The organism is Immundisolibacter sp. (assembly GCF_041601295.1).
Lineage (GTDB): Bacteria > Pseudomonadota > Gammaproteobacteria > Immundisolibacterales > Immundisolibacteraceae > Immundisolibacter.
The window spans coordinates 22,412-34,024 of record NZ_JBFIII010000022.1; the positions used below are offsets into that span (position 1 = coordinate 22,412).

Below are 11,613 nucleotides of genomic sequence, written 5' to 3' on the forward strand. Positions count from 1 at the left end.
GTGTGCTCCGGCCTCGTCTCCCGACAAACCGGAATGGCGGCGCACCAGGACGCGATGGGTCTCATCCCCGCGCAATGGCCCGCCCGGCGTAACGTCCGGTAAGGATGCAGCCGGCGAGGAAGGTGCCTTCCAGGGAGCGCTCGCCGCTGGCGCCACCACCCCCAAACCCGGCAGCTTCGCCTACCGCGTACAGGCCCGGCATAGGGCTGCCGTCGGTTCCCAGCACCTGGCCCTGCAAGTTGGTCGCGACACCGCCCAGGCTCTTGCGACTGAGGATGAACTGGCGCACCGCCACCAGCGGCATGGCAGCCGGGTCGCCAATCTTCTGGAAGTTGCACACTTTGGCGCGATCACCCCGCCACTGGCGCAGGCGTTCGATGCGTTGCAGCTGCGGGTCGGTGAAGTTGCCGGGGCCCTTGTCGATTTCGGCGTCGTAGGTGGTCATGGTCTGCTGCAGCACGTCGCCGGCAACATGGTCGTTACCGGCCAGGGCGTTCATCTTCGCCGCCAGTTCCCCGGCCGAGCTGCCAACGCACACGTCCTGCCCACATTCGTCCACCAGGTACTTGTAGGTGCGCTTGTTGCCGCCCAGGTTTTCCCACAGGAAACGCACGAAGCGCCGGTCGCGCAGGTAGGGGTTGTGTTCGGAGCCGGAGATCATGATCTCCTTGAGCACCATCTTCCTGTTCAGCAGCAGCCAGGAGTACTGCTCCTGCTGCTGGCTGACCGCCTGGCAGCAGTAGGTGGTATCGAAGGCGCCCATCAGCGGCGGGTCGAAGCGTCGACCCTGGTAGTTGAGCCACAGGGCCGAACGTGGCGGCAGCAGGCCCAGGCCGTGATCGGGTCGACGCGGCTTGGGGTGATGAATGCCGGTCGCGTAATTCCACATCGGGCTCAGATCCCCGACCTGGCCGCCGATGGAGCGCACCTGATCGTGCAGCTGTCCGTCCGAGTACTGATGCGCGCCCACCAGAATGGTGGGCGGCGCGCTGCCCCAGGCCGCCGGCCACAGACTGCGCACCCGGTCGAGGTCCGCCCCGACGCCACCGGTGGCCACCACCGTGGCAGCTCCGGATATCTCGAAGGCTTCGCCCGATGGCTCGATCACGCCGTGGCAACCGGTGACAGCCGTGTCGGTGGTGATGAAACCCTGGACCTGGTGCCGGAACAGCAGGGTCAGGCGATCCTGGTGCGGCTTGAGCAGTTCGATCATGCGCGTGGCCAGTGTGTAGCCACCGCCCCACAGCAGGATGTAGCGCGCCACCGAGTTGCCGGCCTCGAACAGCCCCCGCTCGGCCCAGGTGACCACCGGCAAAAAACGCAGCCCCTTGCCGCGTAGCCAGTGGTAGACCTCGCCAGTACCTTCATGTGCGTAGGCTTTGGCCCAGGCGCGCGGCCAAAGCCGGTCTGCGCCCAGGCGGCTGTAGCGCAGCCAGTCTTCGAGCAGCAGCTCGGGCGTGTCCTGCAGGCCCATGCGTCGCTGTTCTGGGGTGTCCGCGAACACCATGCCGCCCAGGGCCTCGCGTGCCTGACCTCCGAATATCTCGCGTTCGGCCCGATCGACGATGATGACCCGACGCCCGGCTTCGAGCAGTTCGACCGCCGTGACGATGCCCGCCAGGCCACCGCCGATGATGACCGCATCCGCGCCCAATTGGTTGTCAGCCACTGAAAAAAGTCTCCTTTGGGGGTATAGGGAAAATTGGAGTCCTTTGGATCGTCAAATCAATGCGCGCAAGGAACGCCGGCTGATCTTGCCCGTGGGGCCCTTGGGCAGTTCGCTCATGAATTGATAGCGCCGCGGTCGCTGATAAGCCGACAGGTCGGTCGTCTGGACGTACGCGTCCAGCACGGCTTCGGTAATCGATTCCCGAGTCACTACAAAAGCGGTGACCGACTGCCCCCAGGTTTCGTCGGGCATACCGACCACGGCGACCTCGAGCACCGCCGGGTGGCTGAGGATGGCGCCCTCCACCGGAGCCGGCATGATGTTGATGCCACCGGAGATGATCATGTCGTCCAGCCGCCCGCGGATATACAGAAACTGCTCCTCATCCATCACGCCCAGATCGCCCGAATGCCACCACGGACCCTCGAAAACCTCGCGGGTCTTGGCCGGGTCTTCCCACATTTCGCTGGCCACACTCGGACCGCGAACGATGATTTCGCCCTCCTCGCCAGGCGGCAGCAAGTCCTGCGCGCGACCGCCCGGCACGATGACACGCACCTCGGAGTTAAGCAGCGGCTTGCCGATGCTCTCGATCTTGTCCTCGCGTAGCAGGTCCTTGGCGAACATCATGGTGCCGCCGCACAGGCCGGTCTCAGTGGTGCCATAGATGTTGATGATGTTGGGCGCCACCAGGCTGCGGATTTTGCCGAGCGTGCCCAAGTCGATGACCTCCCCGGCGAAGCCTGCCAACTGCACGCTGGCAAAGTCCTCGGCCGACACGTCGGCGCGAAATAGCATGCGCCAGATGGTCGGCAGCAAAACGGCGATAGTGCACTGTTCCTGGCGCAGCATGTCGAGGTAGCCCTGCGGCGAGAACTGCGCCATGAACACCAGCTTGGCACCGACGTTTATCATCGGTAGCGCGCCATTCTGCCAGCCCATGAACGAGGTGCTGATCGGCACGATCTGCGCGCTGTGCGGTGTTGCCTGATAAATATAAACGCCACCCCGGGCGCCCTCCACCAGGCGGCGGTTGCGATGCACCACGCCCTTGGGAATGCCCGTGGTACCGGACGAAAGGCAGATCAGGGCGGTGTCGTCCTCGGAGACCGGGGGCGGTTCAAAATCCATCTCGTAGCCGGGCAGATCGTCCGGTATCACCGGGTCGCCGGTATTGCGAGCCAGGTCGGCCGGGGTGATCCCCGAGCGGGCCGTTACATAGCCAGTGACCCAGGGCGTTTGGGGCCGCAGTTCGGCCACGCGCTGCGCCAGCGTGGCTTCGTAAACGAGGATGCGGGGCGACAAGCGGGCTAGAGTTTTAGCCAGGATGGGCGTCGATTCGCGCACGTGCAGTGCCACCGGGATTGCCCCCAGCTCGAACGCCGCAAACAATGCCACCACATGGTTGGCGGACGGCAACATCATCAAGGCCACCCGGTCACCCTTGCGCACCCCCAGGCCGTGGTAGAGCTTGGCGGTGCGCCGCACCTTGTCCAGTAACTCGGCGTAGCTGTACCGAAAGGATTCGTCCACCACTGCCGTGTGGTCCGGAAAAAAAGCCACCGTCCGGTGCAGGATCCCCCGCACGCTGTAGCCGTGGTCGTTTGGCATTTCGTCTCTCCTGTTAAGGCATCGCCCGGTATTTTTTTGTTGGCGCCCGGCAAGGCCCAGCGCTCGGACCCGAATCGATGGCCGATGGTGTCACCGCAGTACGCTACCGGGCAATCCTATCGGCACCTGTTGCTGGCCACGGGGATAACATTCCGGCCTCGCGCGGGGTCGGATTGCCGGGCAACCAACCAAGAAAGCACGCACTGAACGGAGTAAAGATGCCATGCCACGTGACACCATCCGCGGCAAGGTCGCCGTTGTCGGCATCGGCGAGACGGCCTATTACAAGCGGGGCCAGTCGCCGCACTCGGAATTCAAGCTGTGCCTGGATGCGATCCGTGCGGCTGCCCGCGACGCCGGAGTGGACGTCCGCGACATAGACGGCTTCAGCTCCTACAGCGACGATCGCAACGACGCCATGCGTATCTCCAGCGTGCTGGATCTGAAGGAACTGAACTACTGCGTCATGCAGTGGGGTGGGGGTGGGGGTGGCGTGATGGGCGCCATCGCCAACGGCGCCGCCGGCATCCTGGCCGGTTACTGCGACACGGTGGTGGTGCATCGGGCGTTGGCGCAGGGACAGTTCGGCCGCTTTGGCCAGGCCATGGCCATGCCGGTCGCGCCTGGCGAATGGGGCCATGTCATGCCCTACGGCGTACTTTCGGCGGCCCAGCTGTTTGGCATGCGCATTACCCGCTTCATGCACGAGCACGGAGTCCAGCAGTCGGCCTTGCGCGCGATTGCGCTGGCCTGCTACCAACACGCGCAGAACAACCCGCGTGCCGTCATGCATGGCAAGCCGTTGACGGCAGACCTGTACGACCAGTCCCGCTATATCACCGAGCCACTGCACCTGTACGACTGCTGTCAGGAGAACGACGGCGCCGCGGCATTGATCCTGGTCGCCGCCGAGCGGGCCCGCGAGTTCACTGACAAACCGGTCTACATCCTGGGCGCCGCGACCGGCTCCGCGCCCGCCCAGGGCGCCACGGCCGGCGGCATCAGTTATCACAACGCTCCTGACTACGCGACCGCCAACTTCAAGACCCTGGCCCCGCGCGCCTACCGCATGGCCGGCATCGAACCGAACGACGTTGACGTGGTTCAGGCCTACGAGAATTTCAGCGGCGGCACGCTCATGGCTCTGGTCGAGCACGGCCTGTGCGAGCCGGACGCGATCAACCATTTCTTTGTGCCGGAGAATCTGACCGCGCCGCACGGCAAGCTGCCACTGAACACCAGCGGTGGCAACCTCGCTGAGTGTTATATGCACGGCTTGGAACTGGCGATTGAGGGAGTACGGCAACTGCGTGGCGAGTCTTGCAACCAGGTCCAGAACGCCAGGATCGCACTGTGTATCGGTGGCCCACTGGTCGCGCCAGCCAGCACCATCATTTTTGGAACCGATGCGGGGACTAACCCATGACCGACGACACCTACCTGCCTCGCGGCTTGCCGGATCCGGTCCCCTCTCCGGAGGGTCTGGGTACCGAATACTGGGCCGCCACGCGCAACCACAAACTGGTGGTCCAGCGCTGCCAGGACTGCCGCACCTGGCAGTGGGGACCGGAGATCATCTGTCGCAGCTGCGGCGGCGAAAAACTGGGCTACGAACAGGTCTCGGGGAAGGGCACCATCTTCAGCTGGCAACGCGCCTGGCATCCAGTGCATGCTTCCCTCAAGGACGCCATGCCGTATATCGTCGTCCTGGTGGAACTTGCTGACGCCGGCAAGGTACGCATGATCGGCAACCTGCTCGGCGATCGCGAGCAGCCCGTGCAGATCGGTGTTTCGGTCGAGGCCGTATTCGAAGACCACCCAGGCGACCACCCGTTCACCTTGGTGCAGTGGCGCAAAACCTAGGCCGAAATAGCCCTCGCGGGCGAGTGTTAGCCGACCTGACGAGCCGGTCGAAGCCTCTGTGACCCGCCTATTTTCTGTCGAGGAAACGCAGGTCCGGCGTGGCGTTGCCTTCCGGGCCCCACTCGGCGACGCGGTTTGGCGTGAACCAGGACACCAGCAGGCACTCGTCGTCCAGACAGGCCCCGGTGTGGGGCACCTGCGGGGGAATGATCAGCACCTGGCCTTTGGCAACATGGTGGGGCTTGCCCTCGATAATCATGTCCAGGCTGCCCTTGACGGCCAGCGCCACCTCTTCACCATGCACGTTGACCTTGCCAGGAAAATGCCCCCCGGCGGTGCGCACCATGCGGGTGACCGACACGGTCACGTCATCCCCATGCCAGTGCTTGAAATAGAGTTGCCCCGGCACGATTTCGGTCAGCTCCTTCGTCACGTCGTTAAGCTTGAACAACACGCGCACCGGCGCGCCCTGATCCCCCTCCAGCGACGGCGCGGGTGCAGCAGCCGGGCTGCCACTGCCGGGAAAATACGGCGCACCGTCCTCGGCCTGGTATTCCGGCCGCGGCGGCGTAACCACGCTCAGGATGACGTTCTGGCTGTCGCCAAAGTCGCCGGAATGCTTCACTCCGGATTTGATCAACATGACATCGCCCGAGCGCAGAACATAGCTGCGGCCGAACTCATCTACCATGGTGCCGCCCCCGGCCAGCTGCACCCCGACCTCTGTGCCGTGGCTGTGCATGGCAGGGCGGGCGGCGTCCGGGTTTCCCGGCTCAATGCGAAACAGCGCCACGCTAAGGTTGGTACCGAACCAGTGGCGCATATATACGGTGTCGGGCACGACCTCGGTGAGGGCTTGCGTATCCATGTCGAGCACGCGCACTTCCCCGGGGTGGGTGCGCGGATCGACCGCTGGCGCCGCATCAACGGCATAACACGGTAGCGCCGCTGCCAAGATGGCAGCACAAAAGGTCTTGCGCATGATCGTTTCTCCTGAGGTTTTCGAGAGCCGGCGCCTCGCGCCGCGGACGCACCCTTGACGCATTTTGACGTCATCATCATCGGTGGCGGCGCCTCCGGCTTGATGTGTGCCTTGGCCGCTGGCCAACGTGGGCGCCGGGTGCTGGTGCTCGATAGTAGCAACAAGGTCGGCAAGAAAATTCTGATGTCCGGCGGTGGGCGCTGCAATTTCACCAATCTGCATATCGAGCCTGCCTGTTTCCTGTCGGCCAATTCGCAGTTTTGTATTTCTGCACTGAATCGCTACACGCAATGGGACTTCATCGCGCTGGTGGAAAAGCACGGCATCGCCTTTCATGAACGCAAGCACGGCCAGCTTTTCTGTAACGATTCCTCGAAAGCCATCCTGGGCATGCTGATCAGCGAGTGTGAACGGGCGAATGTCACGATCTGTGTGCTATGTGAAACGGATAAGGTCGAGGTAATGAATACCTCCACTGGCAACAGCGGGGGACAGCGCAAGCGCTTCAAGCTGGCCACGAACAAAGGCGACTTCACGGCGGAGTCTTTGGTTATTGCCAGTGGCGGCCTTTCAATTCCGACCATGGGCGCCACCAGCTTTGCATACGACATCGCCCGGCAATTCGGCTTGAACGTACTGCCAACGCGCGCGGGATTGGTGCCGTTCATGTTTACCGAACCATTCAAGGCGGTGGCGAGCCGGTTATCTGGCGTAGCCATCGCGGTGGACCTGTGGAATGACCAACAATCTTTTCGTGAAAACGTGTTGTTTACGCACCGTGGCCTGAGCGGGCCAGCAGTCTTGCAGCTGTCGAACTATTGGCACCCGGGCGAAACCGTGTGCATGAACCTGTTTCCGGATGAGGACATGCCCACGTGGTTGAAAAAGCAGAAGAACAGACACCCGAGGTCACTACTACGCACACTACTGAGCGACCGCCTTACCCGGAGCCTGGCGCAGGAACTACAAGGGCTGCTGTGGCCGATGCACGCGGAAATGGCTATTGGCGAGATACCCGACCGCGTGCTGGAAACTGTGGGGACTCATTTGAATGGATGGTCGCTAAAACCTTCGGGCACGGAGGGTTATCGCACTGCTGAAGTGACCTTGGGCGGCGTGGACACGACTGCGTTTTCTTCCAAAACCATGGAGTGCAGGACCCAGACCGGGCTGTATTTTATTGGCGAAGCGATGGATGTCACCGGCTGGCTGGGTGGCTACAATTTTCAGTGGGCCTGGTCGTCGGGATATACCGCTGGCCAGTTCGTTTGAACAGCATTGCCCCCAGCGACCCGCATTCACCCGGAACCTTCCGACTCATTAATAGAGGGCAAAATGATCAATAACGATGTACTACGCAGCCTGCGCTACACGCTGAGCTTGAACGAGGCCCGGGTCGCCGACATCATCAAGCTGGCAGATTACGATGTCTCAGGCGACCAGATAGCCGCGTTTCTGGAAAGAGAGGGCGAGGCCAATTACCGGGAATGCAGCGATGAGGTGTTGGTGCATTTTCTCGACGGGCTGATTATTCACCGGCGAGGGAAGAGCGAAAAACCACGCTCGCAGCCCGATATAACGAATGTCACCAATAACGTTATCCTGAAAAAGTTACGCTTGGCATTCGAGTTAAAAGAAGAAGACATGCACCAGCTCATGGCGATGGCGAGCTTCAAGGTGTCCAAACCGGAGTTGAATGCGCTGTTCCGCAAGGAAGGCCACAAGAACTATCGCCCGTGTGGTGATCAGTTTCTGCGGAACTTCCTCAAGGGCCTGACCCTGCGTATTCGCGGCTAGGGATTGCGTTCCGGGGAGCCGCTGATTTACTACAGCACTTCCCTGGGCACTGACGCCGCGCACGTCGGCGGCCGCTCGCCGCGGCTCATTGAACAACCGCCAAGTTAGCGCCGCTCCGCCGCCGCCTGCTTGCGCCATGCGCCATTGGTTCGTTCGTTGACACAAATCATCCAAAAAAACAAACGATCGGTAACCTGATGGCAAATTGCTCCGTATAATCGCGCTGGCGGATCACCCCGAAGCACACGACCAGGCGCAAGGAGGCGCGGCTCAGCAATGACCAAAGTGACTTTTATCGAGGCCAACGGGACTGCGCACGAGGTTGAGGCCCGCAACGGGCGCTCGCTGATGCAGGCGGCGGTACAGAACGCCGTGCCAGGGATCGATGCCGATTGCGGTGGCCAGTGCCTGTGTGCGACCTGCCACATCATCCTGAACGACGATTGGTACGCGAAGCTGGGCGGCCCCGGTCCGGACGAGACCGAAATGCTGAACCCCACTCCGGAGCTCACACCAACCTCACGCCTGTCTTGCCAGATCGAGGTCAGCGACGCACTCGAAGGGCTGGTGGTGCGGTTGCCTGCATTCCAGATGTAGGCGAGTCGAACCGTTGCCCGGTACTCACTTACGGAGGAGAGAGCCATGTTGGATTCGGCGAACCGCCTGAGAATGATCGATGTCGATCCGTACGACATCCCACTGGAAAAAATCGACGTCAGTCAGGCTGATCTTTACGAGCACGACGCCCACTGGGGCTTTTTCGAGCGCCTGCGCAGGCAAGACCCGGTCCACTACTGCAAGGACGGGGACTTCGGCTCATTCTGGTCCGTGACCAAGTTCAACGACATTGCCCAGGTGGAAAAAAACCACCAGATTTTCTCCTCCGAACCGACCATAACCATCAGCGAGCCGCAGGAAGAAGCCCCCTTCCAGAGCTTCATCCAAATGGACCCGCCCAAGCACGACGTGCAACGCGCGGCAGTGCAACCGGTGGTTGCACCGACCAACCTGGCCAAGCTCGAACCGATCATTCGCGAGCGCGCCGGCAAAATCCTGGACGAGCTGCCGGTGGGTGAAACCTTCGATCTTGTCGACCGCGTCTCGGTCGAACTCACCTGCCAGATGCTGGCAACGCTGTTTGATTTCCCGTTCGAGCAGCGGCGCAAGCTCGCCTATTGGTCGGACATTGCTACCGGGGGGCCGGAACTGGCCGGATCGGACTTCGTCAGCGAAGAAGAACGGACCAAGGGTTTGGGTGAGTGCGTGCAGGCCTTCACCGAGCTTTGGCATCAGCGCCTGACCGGGCCGCCGGGCAACGACATGATTTCGATGCTGGCGCATTCCGAAAAGACGCGCGACATGCTTTCCACGCCGATGGAATTCCTGGGCAACCTGATCCTGCTGATCGTGGGCGGCAACGACACCACGCGCAATTCCATTAGCGGCGGCGTGCTGGCGCTGAATCAGTCTCCGGGCGAGTACCAGAAACTGCGCCAGGACCCCTCGCTGATCCCCAATATGGTGTCCGAGATCATCCGCTGGCAGACCCCGGTTTCCAGCATGAGCCGGCGCGTCAAGGAAGATACCGAACTGCACGGCAAGCGCATCCGCAAGGGCGACAAGGTCGTGATGTGGTACGTGTCCGGCAACCGGGATGAAGAGGTTATCGACGATCCGATGAGCTTCCGGGTCGACCGCAAGGGGGCTCGTCACCACCTGTCATTCGGCTTCGGCATTCACCGCTGCATGGGTAACCGCCTGGCCGAAATGCAGCTGCGCATCGTGTGGGAAGAACTCATGAAGCGCTTCCACACGGTGGAAGTGGTCGGGCCGGCGGTGCGCAACCGCTCCAACATGATCCGGGGCTACCGGTCACTGCCGGTGCAGGTACACCGCGCGCATTGAAATTGCTGATCACCGAATCCGCCTCGGGCGTATTCGATCACTTCTTAACTAGATGAGGGAACATCATGTTGGATACCGTCAAACACCTGCGCATGCTCGACCAGGATCCGCTCGGGATCGCACTGGACAAAATCGACGTCAGCCAGTCTGACCTTTACGAACAGGACGCGCAGTGGGGCTTTTTCGAGCGCCTGCGCAAGGAGGACCCGGTGCACTACTGCGCCGACAGCGAGTACGGCCCGTTCTGGTCGGTGACCCGATTCAACGACATCGCCCATGTCGAGAAAAACCATCAGCTTTTCTCGTCCGAGCCGACCATCACCATCGCCGATCTGCCGGAAGAAATCCCCTTCCAGAGCTTCATCCAAATGGACCCGCCCAAGCACGACGTGCAACGCGCGGCAGTGCAACCGGTGGTTGCACCGACCAACCTGGCCAAGCTCGAACCGATCATCCGCGAGCGGGTGGGCCTGATTCTGGACCAACTGCCGGTCGGCGAGACCTTCGACTGGGTGGAGCATGTCTCGATCAATCTGACCACGCAAATGCTGGCCACGCTGTTCGATTTCCCGTTCGAGGAGCGCCGCAAACTGACTTACTGGTCGGATGCTGCCACATTGTCCGACCTTACCGGCGGCGATCAGTTCGGCCCCGAGGAGCGCAACCAGGCGTTCGCCGAATGCGGCGAGCACTTCATGCGCATGTGGCATGAGCGCGCGAATGCCCCCCCGGGCAACGACCTGATCTCCATGCTGGCGCATTCCGAGCGCACACGAAACATGATCGACTCGCCCATGGAATACCTGGGCAACATCATCCTGCTGATCATCGGCGGCAACGACACCACGCGCAATTCCATCACCGGCGGCGTGCTGGCGCTGAACCAGAACCCGGCCGAGTACGACAAGCTGCGTCGCGACACCACGCTGATCCCGAACATGGTGTCAGAAATCATCCGCTGGCAGACGCCGATCCTGGGCATGCGTCGGCGCGCCATGCAGGACACCGACCTGCTGGGCAAGCAGATCCGCAAAAACGACAAGGTCGTGATGTGGTACGTGTCCGGCAACCGCGACGACGAGGTCATCAAGGATCCGATGAGCTTCAAGGTCGACCGCGAGAATGCCCGCCATCACCTGTCGTTCGGCTTTGGCATCCATCGCTGCATGGGCAACCGCCTGGCGGAAATGCAGTTGCGGGTGACCTGGGAGGAAATCATGAAACGCTTCCGCATGGTGGAGGTCGTCGGCGATGTCGTGCGGGCCAAGTCCAACGTCATCCGCGGCTACCGGTCGCTGCCAGTGCAGGTGCGCCCCCTTTAAACGGCCGCCACCCGACCACCGCAAGGCCGGGCCCAGGGCCAGCACGTCTTCATCCACACGCAGGCCGCTGTACTCGGCCTGCGTGTGTTTGGCTCACTTCCCTGGATGACCGGTAGAACCGGCCGCGTCATCCGCGTTCTGCGGCGGCCAGCCGACGATCTCGATCAGATTGCCGTCCGGATCCATGATGTACAGGCGCCAGTAGGTGATGCCGCCCGGCAACACCAGCGCCTCGGGCTCGAACGGCAGCTGGTAGCCCTGTTTGCGCAGACTCGCGGTGTCATTGCACATGGCTTTGACCTGGGCGAAGTCCATACGAAACGAGTAGTGGAAGATGCCACGACTGCGGATGACTTCCTCGGGGTCCAATGCCACCGGGCGCTCGAACAGCGTCACCTCCACCCCCCCGCATTCCAGCCGGCACGGGTGCTTGGTCCGCTCGTTGCCGTAGGTAATGAACAGCG

The 11,613-nt window shown here is 62.2% G+C and carries 11 protein-coding genes; 7 read left to right on the top strand and 4 right to left on the bottom strand.

The window, feature by feature from the left end; genetic code table 11:
- Positions 1-61 precede the first annotated feature (61 nt).
- Together ABZF37_RS04585 and ABZF37_RS04590 are read right to left on the bottom strand one after the other, a co-directional pair.
- Positions 62-1,669, bottom strand: a complete 1,608-nt coding sequence (locus ABZF37_RS04585) for an FAD-binding protein (RefSeq protein WP_372717246.1) — start codon at positions 1,667-1,669, stop codon at positions 62-64.
- Positions 1,670-1,720: 51 nt separating this feature from the next.
- Positions 1,721-3,280, bottom strand: a complete 1,560-nt coding sequence (locus tag ABZF37_RS04590; RefSeq protein ID WP_372717249.1) for a class I adenylate-forming enzyme family protein — start codon at positions 3,278-3,280, stop codon at positions 1,721-1,723.
- Positions 3,281-3,503: 223 nt separating this feature from the next.
- Here ABZF37_RS04590 and ABZF37_RS04595 point away from each other — a divergent pair, with 223 nt between their 5' ends.
- Both ABZF37_RS04595 and ABZF37_RS04600 read left to right on the top strand, forming a co-directional pair.
- Positions 3,504-4,706 carry an acetyl-CoA acetyltransferase gene (locus ABZF37_RS04595; protein WP_372717251.1) on the top strand — a complete coding sequence of 401 codons (1,203 nt, stop codon included), beginning with the start codon at positions 3,504-3,506 and terminating at the stop codon, positions 4,704-4,706.
- The gene (locus ABZF37_RS04600) at positions 4,703-5,143 is read left to right on the top strand and encodes a Zn-ribbon domain-containing OB-fold protein (protein WP_372717253.1); all 441 of its coding nucleotides are present in this window, start codon (positions 4,703-4,705) and stop codon (positions 5,141-5,143) included. Before ABZF37_RS04595 ends, ABZF37_RS04600 begins: the two co-directional genes overlap by 4 nt.
- A 67-nt stretch (positions 5,144-5,210) precedes the next feature.
- On the opposite strand, the gene ABZF37_RS04605 is transcribed toward ABZF37_RS04600, so the two are convergent.
- The gene (locus tag ABZF37_RS04605; protein ID WP_372717256.1) at positions 5,211-6,125 is read right to left on the bottom strand and encodes a cupin domain-containing protein; all 915 of its coding nucleotides are present in this window, start codon (positions 6,123-6,125) and stop codon (positions 5,211-5,213) included.
- Positions 6,126-6,179: 54 nt separating this feature from the next.
- Between ABZF37_RS04605 and ABZF37_RS04610 the strand changes: the two genes are divergently transcribed.
- From ABZF37_RS04610 to ABZF37_RS04630, 5 genes are all read left to right on the top strand, one after another.
- Positions 6,180-7,397: an NAD(P)/FAD-dependent oxidoreductase gene (locus ABZF37_RS04610; RefSeq protein ID WP_372717258.1), complete on the top strand. Its 1,218-nt coding sequence runs from the start codon at positions 6,180-6,182 to the stop codon at positions 7,395-7,397.
- Between the two features lie 63 nt (positions 7,398-7,460).
- A complete protein-coding gene (locus ABZF37_RS04615) occupies positions 7,461-7,922 on the top strand; it encodes a DUF1456 family protein (RefSeq protein ID WP_372717260.1) in 462 nt (153 codons plus the stop codon).
- A 276-nt stretch (positions 7,923-8,198) separates the two neighbouring features.
- Positions 8,199-8,519, top strand: a complete 321-nt coding sequence (locus tag ABZF37_RS04620) for a 2Fe-2S iron-sulfur cluster-binding protein (RefSeq protein ID WP_372717262.1) — start codon at positions 8,199-8,201, stop codon at positions 8,517-8,519.
- Positions 8,520-8,564: 45 nt separating this feature from the next.
- A complete protein-coding gene (locus tag ABZF37_RS04625; RefSeq protein WP_372717264.1) occupies positions 8,565-9,827 on the top strand; it encodes a cytochrome P450 in 1,263 nt (420 codons plus the stop codon).
- Between the two features lie 65 nt (positions 9,828-9,892).
- Positions 9,893-11,149: a cytochrome P450 gene (locus ABZF37_RS04630; RefSeq protein ID WP_372717267.1), complete on the top strand. Its 1,257-nt coding sequence runs from the start codon at positions 9,893-9,895 to the stop codon at positions 11,147-11,149.
- A gap of 93 nt (positions 11,150-11,242) precedes the next feature.
- On the opposite strand, the gene ABZF37_RS04635 is transcribed toward ABZF37_RS04630, so the two are convergent.
- Positions 11,243-11,613: VOC family protein (locus ABZF37_RS04635; protein ID WP_372717269.1), on the bottom strand; the 371-nt coding region annotated here is incomplete at its 5' end.

What these genes read in the sequence shown, in the direction of transcription:
- ABZF37_RS04625 (WP_372717264.1), top strand. Translation starts at nt 8,565, where the DNA reads ATGTTGGATTCGGCGAACCGCCTGAGAATGATCGATGTCGATCCGTAC.
- ABZF37_RS04600 (WP_372717253.1), top strand. Translation starts at nt 4,703, where the DNA reads ATGACCGACGACACCTACCTGCCTCGCGGCTTGCCGGATCCGGTCCCC.
- ABZF37_RS04630 (WP_372717267.1), top strand. Translation starts at nt 9,893, where the DNA reads ATGTTGGATACCGTCAAACACCTGCGCATGCTCGACCAGGATCCGCTC.
- ABZF37_RS04620 (WP_372717262.1), top strand. Translation starts at nt 8,199, where the DNA reads ATGACCAAAGTGACTTTTATCGAGGCCAACGGGACTGCGCACGAGGTT.
- ABZF37_RS04590 (WP_372717249.1), bottom strand. Translation starts at nt 3,280, where the DNA reads ATGCCAAACGACCACGGCTACAGCGTGCGGGGGATCCTGCACCGGACG.
- ABZF37_RS04595 (WP_372717251.1), top strand. Translation starts at nt 3,504, where the DNA reads ATGCCACGTGACACCATCCGCGGCAAGGTCGCCGTTGTCGGCATCGGC.
- ABZF37_RS04615 (WP_372717260.1), top strand. Translation starts at nt 7,461, where the DNA reads ATGATCAATAACGATGTACTACGCAGCCTGCGCTACACGCTGAGCTTG.
- ABZF37_RS04605 (WP_372717256.1), bottom strand. Translation starts at nt 6,125, where the DNA reads ATGCGCAAGACCTTTTGTGCTGCCATCTTGGCAGCGGCGCTACCGTGT.